The organism is Streptomyces fructofermentans, assembly GCF_014651055.1.
Lineage (GTDB): Bacteria > Actinomycetota > Actinomycetes > Streptomycetales > Streptomycetaceae > Streptomyces > Streptomyces fructofermentans.
Window position 1 is genome coordinate 362,448 of record NZ_BMWD01000003.1, and the last position, 15,668, is coordinate 378,115.

At 72.5% G+C, this 15,668-nt stretch carries 19 protein-coding genes; 7 read left to right on the plus strand and 12 right to left on the minus strand.

What is annotated here, in order from left to right; genetic code table 11:
* Positions 1-151 precede the first annotated feature (151 nt).
* The 3 genes from IE265_RS06560 to IE265_RS06570 all read right to left on the minus strand — a co-directional run bounded on the left by IE265_RS06560 (position 152) and on the right by IE265_RS06570 (position 3,011).
* On the minus strand, positions 152-955 hold the full coding sequence (locus IE265_RS06560) for a hypothetical protein (RefSeq protein ID WP_229916073.1): 804 nt from the start codon (positions 953-955) through the stop codon (positions 152-154).
* Positions 956-1,257: 302 nt separating this feature from the next.
* The gene (locus IE265_RS06565) at positions 1,258-2,232 is read right to left on the minus strand and encodes a hypothetical protein (RefSeq protein ID WP_229916063.1); all 975 of its coding nucleotides are present in this window, start codon (positions 2,230-2,232) and stop codon (positions 1,258-1,260) included.
* Complete coding sequence (locus IE265_RS06570; protein WP_308434776.1) at positions 2,229-3,011, minus strand: hypothetical protein; 783 nt, start codon at positions 3,009-3,011, stop codon at positions 2,229-2,231. The genes IE265_RS06565 and IE265_RS06570 overlap by 4 nt, the downstream gene beginning before the upstream one ends.
* A gap of 300 nt (positions 3,012-3,311) precedes the next feature.
* Between IE265_RS06570 and IE265_RS06575 the strand changes: the two genes are divergently transcribed.
* The gene (locus IE265_RS06575; RefSeq protein WP_190034392.1) at positions 3,312-3,674 is read left to right on the plus strand and encodes a DsrE family protein; all 363 of its coding nucleotides are present in this window, start codon (positions 3,312-3,314) and stop codon (positions 3,672-3,674) included.
* Here IE265_RS06575 and IE265_RS06580 read toward each other — a convergent pair.
* The 9 genes from IE265_RS06580 to IE265_RS06615 all read right to left on the minus strand — a co-directional run bounded on the left by IE265_RS06580 (position 3,668) and on the right by IE265_RS06615 (position 9,608).
* Positions 3,668-4,069 (minus strand): VOC family protein, encoded by a 402-nt coding sequence (locus IE265_RS06580; protein WP_190034393.1) that lies wholly within the window; start codon positions 4,067-4,069, stop codon positions 3,668-3,670. The genes IE265_RS06575 and IE265_RS06580 overlap by 7 nt on opposite strands.
* Before the next feature lie 10 nt (positions 4,070-4,079).
* Positions 4,080-4,340: a DUF3099 domain-containing protein gene (locus tag IE265_RS06585; RefSeq protein ID WP_190034394.1), complete on the minus strand. Its 261-nt coding sequence runs from the start codon at positions 4,338-4,340 to the stop codon at positions 4,080-4,082.
* A gap of 118 nt (positions 4,341-4,458) precedes the next feature.
* Positions 4,459-4,746: a DUF1416 domain-containing protein gene (locus IE265_RS06590; RefSeq protein WP_055513194.1), complete on the minus strand. Its 288-nt coding sequence runs from the start codon at positions 4,744-4,746 to the stop codon at positions 4,459-4,461.
* Between the two features lie 30 nt (positions 4,747-4,776).
* Complete coding sequence (locus IE265_RS06595) at positions 4,777-5,622, minus strand: sulfurtransferase (protein ID WP_190034395.1); 846 nt, start codon at positions 5,620-5,622, stop codon at positions 4,777-4,779.
* A gap of 156 nt (positions 5,623-5,778) precedes the next feature.
* Positions 5,779-5,859, minus strand: a complete 81-nt coding sequence (locus tag IE265_RS39235; RefSeq protein ID WP_350310325.1) for a putative leader peptide — start codon at positions 5,857-5,859, stop codon at positions 5,779-5,781.
* Between the two features lie 244 nt (positions 5,860-6,103).
* Positions 6,104-6,862 (minus strand): LmeA family phospholipid-binding protein, encoded by a 759-nt coding sequence (locus IE265_RS06600; protein WP_190034396.1) that lies wholly within the window; start codon positions 6,860-6,862, stop codon positions 6,104-6,106.
* 239 nt (positions 6,863-7,101) lie between these two features.
* Positions 7,102-8,370, minus strand: coding sequence for a hypothetical protein (locus tag IE265_RS06605; RefSeq protein WP_190034397.1), 1,269 nt, complete (start codon positions 8,368-8,370; stop codon positions 7,102-7,104).
* A gap of 7 nt (positions 8,371-8,377) precedes the next feature.
* Positions 8,378-8,632 (minus strand): MoaD/ThiS family protein, encoded by a 255-nt coding sequence (locus IE265_RS06610; RefSeq protein ID WP_190034398.1) that lies wholly within the window; start codon positions 8,630-8,632, stop codon positions 8,378-8,380.
* A gap of 49 nt (positions 8,633-8,681) precedes the next feature.
* A complete protein-coding gene (locus IE265_RS06615) occupies positions 8,682-9,608 on the minus strand; it encodes an alpha/beta hydrolase (protein ID WP_190034399.1) in 927 nt (308 codons plus the stop codon).
* 313 nt (positions 9,609-9,921) lie between these two features.
* Between IE265_RS06615 and IE265_RS06620 the strand changes: the two genes are divergently transcribed.
* The 6 genes from IE265_RS06620 (at position 9,922) to IE265_RS06645 (ending at position 15,658) form a co-directional block, all read left to right on the plus strand.
* A complete protein-coding gene (locus tag IE265_RS06620) occupies positions 9,922-10,740 on the plus strand; it encodes a winged helix-turn-helix transcriptional regulator (RefSeq protein WP_190034400.1) in 819 nt (272 codons plus the stop codon).
* 23 nt (positions 10,741-10,763) lie between these two features.
* A complete protein-coding gene (locus tag IE265_RS06625; RefSeq protein WP_190034401.1) occupies positions 10,764-11,786 on the plus strand; it encodes a LacI family DNA-binding transcriptional regulator in 1,023 nt (340 codons plus the stop codon).
* A gap of 292 nt (positions 11,787-12,078) precedes the next feature.
* Complete coding sequence (locus IE265_RS06630) at positions 12,079-13,194, plus strand: S1C family serine protease (RefSeq protein ID WP_190034402.1); 1,116 nt, start codon at positions 12,079-12,081, stop codon at positions 13,192-13,194.
* A gap of 14 nt (positions 13,195-13,208) precedes the next feature.
* Entirely contained in the window at positions 13,209-13,388 is a 180-nt protein-coding gene (locus tag IE265_RS06635) for a hypothetical protein (RefSeq protein ID WP_190034403.1), read from the plus strand.
* Between the two features lie 81 nt (positions 13,389-13,469).
* Complete coding sequence (locus IE265_RS06640) at positions 13,470-14,201, plus strand: response regulator transcription factor (protein ID WP_190034404.1); 732 nt, start codon at positions 13,470-13,472, stop codon at positions 14,199-14,201.
* A complete protein-coding gene (locus tag IE265_RS06645) occupies positions 14,198-15,658 on the plus strand; it encodes a HAMP domain-containing sensor histidine kinase (protein ID WP_190034405.1) in 1,461 nt (486 codons plus the stop codon). The genes IE265_RS06640 and IE265_RS06645 overlap by 4 nt, the downstream gene beginning before the upstream one ends.
* Positions 15,659-15,668 lie beyond the last annotated feature (10 nt).

The window sequence follows — 15,668 nt, forward strand, 5'->3', positions numbered from 1 at the left end:
GCGAGGACGCCGACACAGACCAGGACCAGCAGAGCTTCGAAGAAGTACTCAAGCACGGGGTGCTCCTCGGGTGACACGGTGATGGGCGGTACAGAGCCGGTCCCCACTCTAGTCGGGTGGGGACCGGCGCTCTCCTCGAGGTCCGCGCGCGTCAGCCCAGGAGCTGGCTCTGCAGGACGACCGTCTGCCGGAACGGCAGGCCCTCGGCGGTGCCCTTGCGGGACTGGGCGACGACCGCGATGGTGTCGCCCGCCGACAGGTACGCGAGCCTGACCTGCTCCGCCCCGTACGGCTTCACCTCGGCGTACGGGTAGCGCACGACGTCACTGACCTGGGACGCCTCGGGGAACGTCTCGTCCCGGGCGAACTCCTCGGCGCCGCGTGCCTCGTACTCCGGGTTCTCGTAGTGCGTCAGTCCGGGCGCGAACAGCTCCTCGGCGACAGCCGCCGTATTGAACTGGAGCAGGTAGATCCGCGTGTGCGTGCCGTCCGGCATGGTCCAGCCGCGGGCGGCGATGTGCCGCAGGCCGTTGTCCTTGAACGACTGCCCGAGCTCCTCGCGGTCGTCCTTCTCCGCGTACTCGGCGAGGAAGTCCTTCGTCGCCAGCCAGCCGTCCTCGCCGCGCAGGGCCTTGTCGTCCTCGGCGCCCTCGGGGGCGGGGAGGACGAGTTCGCGCAGGTCGGCGTGGTGGCTGCCCGCCTTGTTGGACTCCGCGAAGGGGCCGGGGCTGCCGGAGGGCAGCGGCGGCCTGGTGAGCCGCGGATAGTCCCAGCGTCCGTCGTGCTCGGTGGCGAGGCCCGGCAGGTCCGTGCGCTCCCGCTCCGTGACGCCGTAGGCCGCGGCCGAGCCGGCGGCCGCGAAGACCAGCACGGCGGCGGTCCAGCGCAGGACGGCGCGCAGCACCCGGCGGTCCTTCCTCGCCGGAGGCGTCCCGGGCGGGAACCCCCCGGGCACGTGCGGGCCGAAGCCGGCCTGCGGCGCGGGGTACGCCGGCACACCGGCGCCGGGCTCTGCGCCGGGCTCACCGAACACCGGCCCGGCGGGCACGGGTGCGGCGCCGGCGGGCCCACCGGCCACGGGCGCGTCCGCCACGGCTGCGGGCGCCGCAGGTGCGGGCACGGGTGCGGCGGGCGCGGTGTCGGCCACCACGGGTGCGGGCGCCACCGGCTCGGCAACCACGGGTGCGGGCGCCGCGGGCGCGGTGGCCGCGGGTTCCGTGGTGCTCGCCGTCGGGCGCTCTTCGGTTCCTTGCTCGGTCATACCGCCTCCCCCGGGTCCGTGATGCGGTCCAGCTGGGTGCGCAGGAACACCGCGACCCCCTTGGTGTCGAGTGGCTTCACGCCTGACGCGGTGGCGCTCACGAGCACGTCCCCCACGTACGCGGAGCAGAACATCAGGTCCAGCTTCTGGTCGGCGGCCTTGGGCGGCAGGAAGCACTTGGCGTTCTTGTGGCCCTTGATCGCCGGACCCTTGCGGAAGAGGTCCAGGGTGTCGAGGAACTCGCCCTGGAAGGTGGCGGCACCCTTGACCGCCGCCCTGCTCTCCATCCGGGACAGCACCACGCTGACCGTGAACCCCTCGTCGGAACCGACGTACTCGTCGGCCTTCGGACCGAGGTAGCTGCGCATGGCCATGCCCTCGATGCGCTGCTTGTCGAGCTCCCGCTCCAGCCTGCGCCGCTGCGAGCGGGGCAGGTCGCGCAAGGACTCCTTGCGCACGTCGGCCGCCTGGGCTCCGCTCATGTGCACGTCGGAGCCGTACTCGCCGAGGTCGGGGCCGCGGCCCCAGCCGTCCTCCTCGTCGTACGGCACGAGCATGGCCGCGAGACCGGTGGCGGGCGCCGGCTCGTCGTCGTCGTCCGCCGTCGTCCTCGGGAAGTCCCACACGGGCGAGCCCGCGTCACGGTCGGCCTCGTTCACCGTCACGACGGTGTAGCCGGTACCCGCGACGACCGCACCGGCGAGCAGCGCGGAACCCACCACTGCGGCGATGAGGCCGCGGCGGCGGGGCCTGTTCACGGGCCCGGGCACGGGCGCGGGAACGGGCTGGACGAACGCGGGCGCGGGAACGCCCTCGAACGGGACGCCGGGCACGGGCACGGCCGCCACCGGCTCGGGCGTGGCCACCGGCTCCGGCACGGATGCCGCCGGCTCGGGCACGGTCACCGGCTCGGCTGCCGCGGCGGGCTCGGGCGTCACCGGGGGCTGAGGCTGTTCGGGGTTCTCGTTCACAGCCGCTCCATCTGACGCTCGGCCAGGTCCATGATCTTCCCCTTGGGGATCGGCTTGGTGTCGTAGATCCAGATCTCCATGGCCACGTCGCCGCGCCAGGCGTGCGCCTCGGCGGCGTAGATCGGGAGGTATCCCGCTTCGGTCTCCGGCCGGTCGTGGACGAAGACCTGGCCGTCACCCGTGCCGGGGACGGGCCAGCTCCGGGTGCTCTTCTCCTTCTCGGCCCAGAAGCGGGCGCCCTCGACGTGGTCCGCGGCGCCGGCGTACTCCTCCTGCCGGTACTGCACCAGGCGGATGCCGACGGCGTACGTGCTGCCCACCTGCCAGCTCGTGACGGCCGCCCGCCGGTACTGCGCTTCGACGAGGTTGCTGAAGGCCTCGCCGGGCTTCTCGTACGAGTCCGCGTAGGCGGCCAGCTCCAGCCAGCCGTCGGTGCCCTCCTCGAAACCGTCCCGGGCGCCCTTCGGGCGCTTCAGGAGCAGCTCGCGCAGATCGCCCTCGGTCTTCACACGGCGGTCCTGGCGGGCCGACAGCGGCTCGGGTCCCTTGCCCTTGGCCTGCGGGACGGACCGCTGCGACAGCGAGGGCAGTTCGGTGGGCGTCCGGCCGGCCTGGACGACGTAGCCGGCGCAGGTGCCGGCGAGCAGTCCCAGCACGGCGGCCGCGGCGATCAGCAGCGTGGTGCGCCCCCGCCGGCGCGGACGCGGGACGGCCCGGCCGGCCGCGTCCTGCCCGTCGGGTGCCGCGGCGGACACGAGAGCGGCCGGCGCAACAGGCACAACAGGCACAACAGGCACGGCGTATGCAGCGGGCACAGCCGGCGCGGCAGGCACGGCAGGCACGGCAGGCACAGCGGTGTCCGCGGGCGCCACAGGGGTCGCGTGCGTCCCAGGGGTCGCCGAAGCGCCCGTGACCTCCCGGTTCTCCGGATCCTGGGGTACTTCGGGTACTTCCGAGACTTCCAAGACGTCCCCTCACAGAACGCGAAGCACGGATTCCGTATCCGCGCGCACAGGAGACCCATGGCATACACATGAGGTTGCACCGGAGTTGATCACGATTCGGACTACGATTCGGCCATGGCTAAGAAGCTCGTGATCAAAGTGACGGCCGGTGCGGACGCCCCCGAGCGCTGTTCCCAGGCGTTCACGGTGGCGGCGGTCGCGGTGGCGAGCGGGGTGGAGGTGTCGCTCTGGCTGACCGGCGAGTCCGCGTGGTTCGCCCTGCCGGGGCGCGCGGCCGGGTTCGAACTCCCGCACGCGGCGCCGCTGCCGGATCTGCTGGACTCGGTCCTGGCCGGCGGCCGGCTCACCCTGTGCACGCAGTGCGCGGCCCGCCGGGACATCACGGAGAAGGACGTGATCGAGGGCGTGCGGATCGCCGGTGCCCAGGTCTTCGTCCAGGAGGCCGTGGCCGACGGGACGCAGGCGCTCGTCTACTGATCGGCCGGCAGCCGGTCCGCGGGCAGCCACAGGCAGAAGGGGTGCCCGGCGGGGTCGAGCAGCACGCGGACGTCGTCCTGCGGCTGGTACGCGGCGAGCACCGCGCCGGCGGCGACCGCCCGGGCGGTCCCGCCCTCCAGGTCGTCGACCTCGATGTCGAGGTGCAGCATCATCTGCTGGGTTCCGGGCCCGCGGTCGGGCCAGACGGGCGGCACGTACGCGGGCTCCGTCTCGAAGGCGAGCAGGACGCCCTCGACGCCCTCGGGTGGTCCGACGAGCACCCAGTCGGGTTCGTCGCCGCGGACCTCGTACCCGAGGAGCCGGCAGTAGAAGTCGGCCAGCTCGTGCGCGTCGTGCGCGTCGAGCACGACGGTGGACACCTTGATGCGCGCCATGGGGACCGTTCTACTGGCGGCGCTTCCTGCCGTCCAGCTCGTCCCACCACTCGTCGGACTTCGCGTCGCCGGAGGGGTCGTCCCACCACCGGTCGTCGGGTCCCCTGCGGTTGGCCGTCATCGCGGCGACCGGCGGGATCACCATGGCCACCACGCACATGCCGACGGCCACGGGCACCGACCAGAGCCGTACGACTCCCCAGGCGAGCACGAACAGCCCGATGCAGGTGCCCATCATGGCGAAGTAGACGTGGCGCCTTCGCGCGTACATGCCTCCAGGGTAGAACCGATCGGCCCACCGGCACCCGGGCGAGCCGAAGGGCCGCACCCCGTACCGGAAAGCGTCCAACCCCCGGGGGTGCGGCCCTTCGGCCGTTCTTGCGGTGCCGTCAGACGGCGATGGCGACCTCGGCGAGACCGCCGGTCTGCGCGACGACCGTGCGGTCGGCCGTGCCGCCGGGAACGAGGGCGCGAACGGTCCAGGTGCCCTCGGCCGCGTAGAAGCGGAACTGTCCGGTCGCCGAGGTGGGCACCTCGGCGGTGAACTCGCCGGTCGAGTCCAGGAGGCGGACGTATCCCACCACCGGCTCGCCGTCCTTGGTCACGTGACCCTGGATGGTGGTCTCACCGGGCTTGATCGTCGAGGCGTCCGGGCCGCCGGCCTTCGCTCCACACATGTTTCGATTCCGTCCTTCAGGCCTTGGGGATTACTTGTTGGCGCCGAGCTCGATCGGCACGCCGACGAGGGAGCCGTACTCGGTCCACGAGCCGTCGTAGTTCTTGACGTTCTGGACGCCGAGCAGCTCGTGCAGGACGAACCAGGTGAGCGCGGAGCGCTCACCGATGCGGCAGTACGCGATGGTGTCCTTGGCGAGGTCGACCTGCTCGTCGGCGTACAGCTCCTTGAGCTCGTCGTCCGACTTGAAGGTGCCGTCGTCGTTGGCGTTCTTCGACCACGGGATGTTGCGCGCGGACGGGACGTGGCCCGGACGCTGCGACTGCTCCTGGGGCAGGTGGGCCGGGGCGAGCAGCTTGCCGCTGAACTCGTCGGGCGACCGCACGTCGACCAGGTTCTGCGAGCCGATCGCGGCGACGACGTCGTCACGGAAGGCGCGGATGGCGGTGTTCTGGGCCTTGGCCTTGTACGCGGTGGCGGCACGCTCGGGGACCTGCGAGCCGTCGACGAGGTCGCGGGAGTCGAGCTCCCACTTCTTGCGGCCGCCGTCGAGGAGCTTCACGTTCTCGTGCCCGTAGAGCTTGAAGTACCAGTAGGCGTAGGACGCGAACCAGTTGTTGTTGCCGCCGTAGAGCACGACGAGCGTGTCGTTGCCGATGCCCTTCGCCGACAGGAGCTTCTCGAAGCCCTCCTGGTCGATGAAGTCACGGCGGACCGGGTCCTGGAGGTCGGTGGTCCAGTCGATCCGGATCGCGTTCTTGATGTGGTTCTTCTCGTACGCGGACGTGTCCTCGTCGACCTCGACGACGGCCACGTTCGGGTCGTCCAGGTGCTCCTGGACCCAGTCGGCGTCTACCAGGACGTCGCTGCGGCTCATGCTCGTTCTCCTCCGGGGCAGTTGCGGCGGGGCGTTGCGGGGTGCGGGGTGCGGGTACGCGCTCGGCGGTCACACTGCGGGGGCGTACGCGGCACGGGGGCGCCACTCGGCAGAGAGGTCGAGGGGCCCGGCTCGCGGAAGTGCGGAGGCTTCCGCTCAGAAGGTGCGACAGAGCATGGCGGCGACGCGGCACAGGTCTACTGCCCGCCGCTTCGTGAGATCCGCCTGTCGCTTCATGGTGTCGATCGTAGGGACGGACAGGCGGGCATGTCACCGGCGTGTCGTATGTTGAGACGCGATCGTCCGCAATGTGGGATACGAGAGGGGTCGCGCCCGCTTCCGCCCGGTCCCCGCAGCACCCTTCACCCGCCCGGCCCCTTCCGCATCTGCTGTGCGGACAGGGGCGTCTCGCCCTTCGGACGGCCGAGCGGGAGAGCGACCGTCCGGACACGTCCCACGGGCCGGCCGGACGCCGTCACTCCTACCCGACGAGGTCGACGTCGGAACCCTTCACCCCGATGTCCACGCCGTCCGCGGCCGCCTCGACGCGGTCGAGCCTGATGCCGCCGGGCAGCCCGTCGATCTTCTGCTGGAAGTCGGTGATCAGGCGGACCTTGTCCTCGGCGAGCTGGACACCCAGGTTCGGCAGGGAGTCGGCCTGCACCTCCACCGTGTCGCCCTTGACGCGGACCGTGCTGAGGACGGACACCGGACGGGGCAGCTTGCGGCCGAGCACCGTGGCCTCGACCTCGACCTTGATCTTGCCGTTGCCGCCGTCGGAGAGCCCGACGACCTGGGCGGTGACGCCGCTCGTCACGTCCACGGGTTCGGCCTTCGCCGCCTTGAGGAGTTCGGCGTACGAGATCGTCGCGGTGCCGGTGGCGGATGCCGCCTTCGCGGAGCTGTAGCCGCTGGAGAACGCGACGCCGCGCATGTGGGCGGTCAGGTTGTCGATGCGGATCTTGGCCGGGGCCCCGTCGGAGGCGTCGCCCGTGCCGGCGCTCGTGTCCGCCTCGTAGTTCTTGATGCCGACCTCGACCTCGTCGAGTTCACCGCCGGCCACCTGGGTCAGGAACGGGAAGCCCTTGATCGACACGTCCGGGGTGGCGGCCAGTCCCTCGTTGGCGCGCAGCCGCTCGGCCGCCTCGTCCTCGGCGAAGCCCACGGCCACACGGTCGGCGATGACGAAGAGCCCGCCCAGCACGATGGTCACGATCAGAAGTATTCGCAGTGCTCGCATGTCTCCCTGTTCCCCCACCTCGACCGGCCTATGGCCGCGAGCGTAACCCCGTCCCGGTCCCCCACCGGGCGGCCGGGGTCGGGTTGTGGATCACCTGTGACAGGGGCGGGGCCCGGGCCGGCCGGGTACGGCCGCGACCGTGCTCGGCACGCTCTCCCGGTGACGGGGGCCGGAAAGCCCCCGGCCCGCTGCCGGAGGACCCTCGGCGGGGTCCTCCGGCAGCGGGCCGGCCGGGCGGGTCAGACCAGTGCCCGGCCCAGGAAGTAGACGGCAGGGGCGGCGGCCGCGAGCGGGAGGGCGACGCCCGCCGTCATGTGGACGAACTTCGACGGGTAGTCGTACGAGGCGACCCTGTGCCCGATCAGGGCGCAGACCCCGGCCCCCGCGCCGAGCAGGGCACCGGCCGTGCCGACACCGGTCGCGGCGCCCGCGGCTGCGCCGGCTCCGGCCGCCGCCAGCAGGGCCACGGCGACGGAGACGGGCGTGGGCAGCGGCACCGCGCGGGCGAGCACGGCCGCGGCGACCGCGATCGCGCCCACCGTCACGGCGTCCGGCTCGGCGCCCAGGTGCCCGGTCGCCACGATCGCCAGGGCCGCCGAGGCCACCGTGGCCATCAGGCCGTACATGCGCTCGTCGGGTTCGGCGCGGCTGCGGAGCTGGATGACCAGGGTCAGCAGCACCCAGACGCCGAGTGTGCCGAGGATCGCCGCGGCGGCGTTCTCCCGTCCGACCCCGAGCAGCACGACGTCGGAGGTGAGCGCGCCGGCGAAGGCGAGCGCGATGCCCTGCCGGGCGGGCCACATGCCGTTCAGGCGGAACCAGCCCGCCGCGGTCACCGCCTGGAGGATCACGAGCGGCACGGCCAGGGCGTACTCCCCGATCGCCGCCGCGCCCGCGAGCAGCAGCGCCAGGACGGCGGTCAGCGCGGCGGGCTGCGCGCCGGGCTCGATGATCGGCGAGCGTCCCTCGGCGCGGGCGCGCTGCGCGTCGGTCACGCGGGAGTTCCCGGTGAGGGTGGGCGGTCCGTAACCGGTGGCGGTCGCGGCGGGCGCGGATGCGGGTGCGGGAGCGGCGGGAGCGGCTGCCTGGCCGGACGCGTAGCCGCCGTACGCGGGTTCGGTGTGCCCGCCCTGCGCCTGGGCTCCGTGTCCCCAGCCGGCCTCGGCGGGCATCGGGCCCGCGGCGCCGTACTGGGACGCGTACGGCTGCGGGGCCCCGAAGCGGTCCCCGTGGGCCGCCTCTCCCGGACCCTGCGGACCCTGGGGTGCCTGCGAGGGCAGGTAGGCGGTGTCCGCCGCCGGTGCGACCTGGGGCTGGATCCGGGTCTCCCAGGTCTGCCCCTCCCACTGCTGGGTGTACTGCTGCTGCTCGTCCGCGTCCGCGTACTGCTGCTGCCAGCCGGCCTGCGGTTGGGCCTGCGGCTGCGGGTTCTGCTGATGCTGCTGATGCTGCTGATACGGGTCGTGGGGCTCGTGGGCCCCGTTCCCCTCGTAGTGCTGGTTGCTCATGATCCCGTCACCCTCCTGCGAACGGCGGGAGCACCTCGACCGTGCCGCCCTCGGCCAGCCGTACCGTCTCATGCCCGCGGGTACCCACCGGGTCGCCGTCGACGAGGAACGAGCATCGCCGCAGTACGCGGACGAGTTCGCCGGGGTGTCGCTCGCGTGCCGCGTCGAGCGCCTGCGCGAGGTTCTCGGCCTCGTACGGCTCCTCGGCGACGCCCGCGGCGGCCTTGGCGGCGGCCCAGTAGCGCACCGTGCCCTTTGCCATCTGGTTCCTCGATCAACGGTGTGGAAGACGGGTCTCGAACACGGCCAGGCTAGCCCGCGTGCCGCGCGGCCCATTCCCCGATGCGGGCCAGCAGCTCGTCGTCCGCGGCGTTCTCGGCGTGTCCCATCCCCCGCTCCAGCCACAGTTCACCGTGCTCCCCGGCCGCGGCGGCCAGCATCCGGGGGTGGTCCAGGGGGAAGTAGCCGTCCCGGTCGCCGTGGACGACCAGCAGCGGCGTGGGCGCGATGAGGGGGACCGACTCCACGGGCGAGGAGGGGACGGGGTCCCACCCGCGGTGGTGGATACGGGTGCGCAGGCCGTAGCGGCTGACGGCGCGGCCCGCCGGACGGGTCACCAGCCAGTGCAGACGCCGCATGGGGGCCGTGCCGCGGTAGTACCAGCGCGCGGGCGCGCTGACCGAGACGACGGCGTCCGTGTGCGCTCCCGCGAGTCCCTCGTGCTCCTGGGACCCCTCGGGCCACTCGTGCCACTCCCGCCCCGCGCGCCCCTTGGGGGCCGCCGGATGCAGGGCCGCGTGCCTGAGCGCCACCGAACCGCCCATGGAGAAGCCGACGGTGGCGATCCGGGTGTGACCGAGTTCTCGCGCCCACCGCACCGCCGCCGCGAGGTCGAGCACCTCGCGGTCGCCGACCGTGGACCGGCCGCCGGAGGCCCCGTGCCCGCGGAAGGAGAACGTGACGACGGCCGCGTACTGCGCGAAGGCGCTCGCCGCCCGTCGCACGTGCGGCCGCTCCAGGTCGCCCGTGAAGCCGTGCGCGACGACGATGGCGGTGTCGCCCGAGATGTCGGACGCCCGCGTTCCGGGCTCGTACGCCGCGTCGACGGTGACCCCGTCGACAGTGCGCAGAAATCTTCGCGCCGGCGCGGGACGCACTCTTTCCGGTGGTCTTCCTGCCGTCTCAGTCTTCGGACGGTTGAAAGATCGCGCGGCGCGACCTGCCGGACCTTGGCTCATGTGGGCTATTCTGCTGGGCAGAGGACTCGGGCAGTGAAGCCCCCGGGTCCTTTTGCGCTTTCCGGAGCGTTGTATACGAACGCTGTATACGAACACTCCGACGGAGAAGTACGAGGTGAGAGCGCAGTCGCGGCTCCCGGGGGCGCGGGAGCCGCACAGTACGAAGCAGTGCCGCAAACGTCCTCGCAGGGACCGAGGAGGAACCAGACGTTATGGGCGAGCGAACCGTGCACGACCGTATGACGACCCAGGCATGGGGAGACCCCCTGCCCGAGCGAGGCCGGGACCGCCGGGGACTGGGGGGAAGGGCCTGATGAGCTCTCTGCTGCTGCTTACCAATGCCCTTCAGCCGTCGACGGAGGTGCTTCCCGCCCTCGGCCTGCTGCTGCACAACGTGCGTGTCGCCCCCGCCGAGGGCCCCGCGCTCGTCGACACCCCGGGTGCCGACGTCATCCTGATCGACGGGCGGCGCGACCTCCCGCAGGTGCGCAGCCTGTGTCAGCTGCTGCGCTCGACGGGCCCCGGCTGCCCCCTCGTCCTCGTCGTGACGGAGGGCGGCCTCGCGGCCGTCACCGCCGACTGGGGCATCGACGACGTCCTGCTCGACACCGCCGGGCCGGCGGAGGTCGAGGCACGGCTGCGGCTGGCCATGGGCCGCCAGCAGATCGTCAACGACGACTCCCCCATGGAGATCCGCAACGGCGACCTCTCGGTGGACGAGGCGACCTACAGCGCCAAGCTCAAGGGCCGGGTCCTCGACCTGACCTTCAAGGAGTTCGAGCTGCTGAAGTACCTCGCCCAGCACCCCGGCCGCGTCTTCACCCGCGCTCAGCTCCTCCAGGAGGTCTGGGGCTACGACTACTTCGGCGGCACGCGCACCGTGGACGTGCACGTACGGCGGCTGCGGGCGAAGCTCGGTCCCGAGCACGAGTCGCTGATCGGGACCGTCCGGAACGTGGGTTATCGATTCGTTACGCCGGAGAAGGTGGACCGGGCGTCGGACGAGGCCAAGGCCAAGGCGGCCCGGCCAAAGCCGGAGGATGCGGACGAGACGGCCCCGCCGGAGACCGCGGAGGCCACGGGGGCCGCCGGAGGGTCTCAGGATGCGGTCGTACGACCTGCCCAGAGGTAGGTCCATCCGCGTAGACTCCGCGCGTGGCCAAGGTGACTCGGGATGATGTGGCGCGACTGGCGGGTACTTCCACCGCCGTCGTCAGCTATGTCATCAACAACGGACCCCGGCCGGTCGCCCCGGCCACGCGCGAGCGTGTACTCGCCGCGATCAAGGAGCTGGGGTACCGGCCCGACCGGGTCGCCCAGGCCATGGCTTCGAGGCGTACCGACCTCATAGGCCTGATCGTGCCGGACGCGCGCCAGCCCTTCTTCGGGGAGATGGCGCACGCGGTCGAACAGGCCGCGTCCGAGCGCGGGAAGATGGTGCTCGTCGGGAACTCCGACTACATCGGCGAGCGCGAGGTCCACTATCTGCGGGCCTTCCTCGGCATGCGGGTCTCGGGACTCATCCTCGTCAGCCACGCGCTGAACGATCTGGCCGCCGCGGAGATCGAGGCCTGGGACGCCCGGGTGGTGCTGCTGCACGAGCGGCCCGAGGCCATCGACGACGTGGCGGTCGTCACCGACGACATAGGGGGCGCCCAGCTCGCCACCCGCCACCTCCTGGAGCACGGGTACGAGTACGTCGCCTGTCTCGGAGGCACCGCCGAGACGCCCGCGGTCGGCGACCCCGTCTCCGACCACGTCGAGGGGTGGCGGCGTGCGATGCACGAGGCCGGGCGCTCCACCGAGGGGCGCCTCTTCGAGGCGCTCTACAACCGGTACGACGCCTACAAGGTGGGCCTGGAGCTCCTGTCCGGGCCCCATCGCCCGCCGGCGATCTTCTGCTCCACCGACGACCAGGCGATCGGTCTGATGCGGGCCGCCCGCGAACTGCGGATCGACGTGCCGGGCGAGCTGGCCGTGGCCGGGTTCGACGACATCAAGGAAGCGGCTCTGACGGATCCGCCGCTGACGACCATCGCCTCCGACCGGTCGGCGATGGCCCGGGCGGCGGTCGACCTCGTGCTCGACGACGGGTTGCGGGTCGCCGGGTCCCGCCGTGAGCGGTTGAAGCTGTTCCCTTCGCGGTTGGTCGTGCGGCACTCGTGCGGGTGTCGCTGAGCGCCGGCTCGGGCCGGTTGGGTTCGCTGGGGCGGCCGTGCGGGGGGTCGTGACGGTTCGTCCCGGCTGAGCGCCGTTCCCCGCGCCCCTGTCGGGGCTCCGCCCCCGTGTTCTCCGACCCTTCGTCCCGGCTGAGCGCGCCGTTCCCCGCGCCCCCTTCGGCTCCGCCCCCATGTTTTCTGGCCGTGCGGTTCGGTCTGCGTGGGGGCTTTATATCGGGCATACGCGGTTCTGTCGGGCTTCTCAGGGTGCACTCAGGGAGCTCTCATGCGGGGGAGTCAGAGTCTGGGACATGACCGAGAGCTTCCGCCGCAGCGGCGAGTACCCCGAGGGCGACCAGCAGCATTCCGCGTACGCGCAGGGCCACCCGCAGCAGCGGTCGCCCTACTCGGAGCAGCCCCACGCCCCCTCCGTGAACCCCGAGTGGCCTCCCCCGCCCACGCACCGGCCGTGGCAGCAGGGTGACGCCCCCACCTCGCTCCTCTCCGAGCCCGTGTCCTCGTCCTCCGCACCCGCCGCGCACCGCAGGCGTGCCAAGGGCCCGCTGGCCCTGCTGGCAGCCGTCGCCATCGCGGCCGCGGCCGTCGGCGGCGGCACCGCCTACGCGTTCCAGGAGCTGTCCGGCAACGACACCGCGGCGAGCAGCAGCACGAGCACCAACGTCGTGCCCGCCAGCAGGAAGGGCACCGTCGCCGGGGTCGCCGAGGCGGTCGGCCCGAGCATCGTCGAGATCAGCGCGACCTCCAACGCGGGTTCGTCGACCGGGTCCGGCGTCGTCATCACGACCGGCGGCGAGATCATCACCAACAACCACGTGATCTCGGGCGCCTCCGACATCAAGGTGCAGCTCAGCAACGGCAAGTCGTACGCCGCGACCGTCGTCGGCACGGACAGCGCGAAGGACCTCGCGCTGATCCGGCTGACGAACGCGCCCTCCGGCCTGAAGACCGCGACGCTCGGCGACTCCGACGGCATCCAGGTGGGCGACGAGGTCGTCGCGATCGGCTCCCCCGAGGGCCTGACCGGCACCGTCACGAGCGGCATCGTCTCCGCGCTCGACCGGGACGTCACCGTGTCCACCGACGAGAGCCGGGGCCAGGAGCAGCAGGGCGGCAGCGGCCAGTGGCCGTTCGAGTTCGGCGGCAGGGAGTTCAACGGCGACACCGGTTCGTCCACGACCACCTACAAGGCCCTCCAGACCGACGCGTCCCTCAACCCGGGCAACTCCGGCGGCGCGCTGATCGACATGAACGGCAACATCATCGGGATCAACTCCGCGATGTACTCGTCCGCCGACTCCTCCGGCTCCGGCTCCGCGGCGGGCAGCGTGGGCCTCGGCTTCGCCATCCCGATCAACACCGTCAAGGCCGACCTGGACTCCCTGCGGTCCGGCGGCTCCGACAACTGACCCCGGAGGTCCGCATGCAGGTCAAGACCGTCTCCCACTCCGTCGCGGGCACCGGCCCGGCCGCGCTCGCGCCGGCCCTCGGCATCGCGCACGAGCTGCACGCCCCGCGGTCCCGGGCGCCCGAGGTGGCACCCGCCGCCGCACGCGGCACCCGCCGCGGCGCCGCCCGGGCCCGCCGGCCCGTACGCGGCTGACCCTTTCCGGCCCGACCTGAAAACGTGCGAGGCTGAAAGCGGCCCCGATCACGTCCCACCGCACCCGAGGAACCGACCGCGATGAGCCCCTCCGACGGCGACCGTGAACCCCAGCGCATCCTGATCGTCGACGACGAGCCGGCGGTACGCGAAGCACTCCAGCGCAGCCTCGCCTTCGAGGGGTACGGCACCGAGGTCGCCGTGGACGGCGCGGACGCGCTGGAGAAGACCGTCGCGTACCGGCCCGACCTGGTGGTCCTCGACATCCAGATGCCCCGGATGGACGGCCTGACCGCGGCCCGGCGCATGCGGGGCGCGGGCACGACGACGCCGATCCTGATGCTCACCGCCCGCGACACCGTCGGCGACCGGGTCACCGGACTCGACGCGGGCGCGGACGACTACCTGGTCAAGCCCTTCGAGCTCGACGAGCTGTTCGCCCGCGTACGGGCGCTGCTGCGGCGCAGCTCGTACGCGGCCGCGTCGGTGGGCACGCCGTCGGACGACGCCCTCACCTTCGGCGACCTGCGCATGGACCTCGCCACGCGCGAGGTCACCCGGGGCGGCCGGGCCGTGGAGCTGACCCGCACGGAGTTCACGCTGCTGGAGATGTTCCTGGCCCATCCGCGCCAGGTGCTGACCCGCGAGCAGATCCTCAAGGCGGTCTGGGGCTTCGACTTCGAGCCGTCCTCGAACTCGCTGGACGTGTACGTGATGTACCTGCGCCGCAAGACCGAGGCGGGCGGGGAGCCGCGCCTCGTGCACACGGTGCGGGGTGTGGGCTACGTGCTGCGGTCGGGCGGGGCCGAGTGAACAGGTTCGTCCGCCGCTTCGGGTCCCGGCCGATCCGCTCCCGGCTCGCGCTCCTGGTCTCCACCGCCGTGGCGTTCGCGGTCGCGGCCGTCTCGGTGACGTGCTGGTTCATCGTGCAGGGCAAGCTCTACGAGCAGGCGGACGCGTCGATCGACAACGTGAGCCTCCGGCTGCGCAGCGGCGACGTGGCCGCCTTCTTCGCGAACTGCACCCAGACCACGGACGACAGTTCCAGTCAGCTCCGCCCGGCGTTCTACTACATCCAGCTGATCAAGTCGGACGGCACGACGTGCGTCAATCCCGGGTCCGCGGGCATGGTGAAGCCCACGGACGCGGACGAGGAGATCGCGGCGGACCCCGAGCCGGGCGCCTCGTCCGTCCGCAACACGACCGCCACGAACGGCGACAGCGTGCGGGTGAGGACCGTACCCGTCATGATCGGCCCGGGGCCGGACGCGGAGGCCTACCCCGATGTCGCCCTGATGGTCGGGGTCTCCCTGGAGGACACCGAGAAGACCCTCAGCGACCTCGCCCTGATCCTGCTCCTCGTCTCGGGCATCGGGGTCGTCGGAGCCGGGGCCGCGGGCCTCGCGGTGGCCCGCGCGGGGCTCCGGCCCGTCGACAGGCTCACCGAGGCCGTCGAGCACGTGGCCCTGACGGAGGACCTCTCCATCCGCATCCCCGTCGAGGAGGACAGCGAGGACGAGATCGCCCGGCTGTCCCGCTCCTTCAACTCGATGACCGCCTCCCTGGCGGGCTCCCGCGAGCTCCAGCAGCAGCTCATCGCCGACGCGGGCCACGAACTGCGCACCCCCCTCACCTCCCTCCGCACGAACATCGAACTGCTCGCCCGCAGTGAGGAGACGGGCCGGCCCCTCCCGCCGGCGGACCGCGCGGCGCTGCTCGCCTCCGTGAAGGCGCAGATGACCGAACTGGCCGCGCTGATCGGCGACCTGCAGACGCTCTCGCGGTCGGACGCGGGGACACCGGCCGACCGTGTGCAGGTCGTCGCGCTGCACGACACGGTGGAGGCGGCCCTGCGCCGCGCGCGGCTGCGCGGGCCGGAGCTGACGATCACGGCCGACGTGCACCCCTGGTTCGTCAGGGCGGAACCCGCGGCACTGGAGCGCGCGATCGTGAACGTCCTCGACAACGCGGTGAAGTTCAGCCCCGGGGGCGGCGCGGTCGAGGTCGCGCTGAGGGCCGGCGAGCTGACCGTACGGGACCACGGCCCGGGCATCCCCGCCGATGAACTCCCCCACGTCTTCGACCGGTTCTGGCGTTCCCCGTCGGCCCGCGCGCTCCCCGGTTCGGGCCTCGGCCTGTCGATCGTGGCGCGCGCGGTCCAGCAGAGCGGCGGCGAGGTGACGGTGGGCCCGGCGGACGGCGGCGGCACCGTCGCGACGGTCCGGCTGCCCGGCGCCCCGACCCCGCCGCCCGCGCTGGACGGCTCCTGACGGCGGGGGC

Excerpts from the sequence above, each read along its gene's own strand:
- IE265_RS06605 (WP_190034397.1), bottom strand. The coding sequence starts at position 8,370 with ATGAGCAACCAGCACTACGAGGGGAACGGGGCCCACGAGCCCCACGAC.
- IE265_RS06600 (WP_190034396.1), bottom strand. The coding sequence starts at position 6,862 with ATGCGAGCACTGCGAATACTTCTGATCGTGACCATCGTGCTGGGCGGG.
- IE265_RS06635 (WP_190034403.1), top strand. The coding sequence starts at position 13,209 with ATGCAGGTCAAGACCGTCTCCCACTCCGTCGCGGGCACCGGCCCGGCC.
- IE265_RS06610 (WP_190034398.1), bottom strand. The coding sequence starts at position 8,632 with ATGGCAAAGGGCACGGTGCGCTACTGGGCCGCCGCCAAGGCCGCCGCG.
- IE265_RS06580 (WP_190034393.1), bottom strand. The coding sequence starts at position 4,069 with ATGGCGCGCATCAAGGTGTCCACCGTCGTGCTCGACGCGCACGACGCG.
- IE265_RS06640 (WP_190034404.1), top strand. The coding sequence starts at position 13,470 with ATGAGCCCCTCCGACGGCGACCGTGAACCCCAGCGCATCCTGATCGTC.
- IE265_RS06575 (WP_190034392.1), top strand. The coding sequence starts at position 3,312 with ATGGCTAAGAAGCTCGTGATCAAAGTGACGGCCGGTGCGGACGCCCCC.
- IE265_RS39235 (WP_350310325.1), bottom strand. The coding sequence starts at position 5,859 with ATGAAGCGACAGGCGGATCTCACGAAGCGGCGGGCAGTAGACCTGTGC.
- IE265_RS06595 (WP_190034395.1), bottom strand. The coding sequence starts at position 5,622 with ATGAGCCGCAGCGACGTCCTGGTAGACGCCGACTGGGTCCAGGAGCAC.
- IE265_RS06590 (WP_055513194.1), bottom strand. The coding sequence starts at position 4,746 with ATGTGTGGAGCGAAGGCCGGCGGCCCGGACGCCTCGACGATCAAGCCC.
- IE265_RS06615 (WP_190034399.1), bottom strand. The coding sequence starts at position 9,608 with ATGAGCCAAGGTCCGGCAGGTCGCGCCGCGCGATCTTTCAACCGTCCG.
- IE265_RS06630 (WP_190034402.1), top strand. The coding sequence starts at position 12,079 with ATGACCGAGAGCTTCCGCCGCAGCGGCGAGTACCCCGAGGGCGACCAG.
- IE265_RS06585 (WP_190034394.1), bottom strand. The coding sequence starts at position 4,340 with ATGTACGCGCGAAGGCGCCACGTCTACTTCGCCATGATGGGCACCTGC.
- IE265_RS06620 (WP_190034400.1), top strand. The coding sequence starts at position 9,922 with ATGAGCTCTCTGCTGCTGCTTACCAATGCCCTTCAGCCGTCGACGGAG.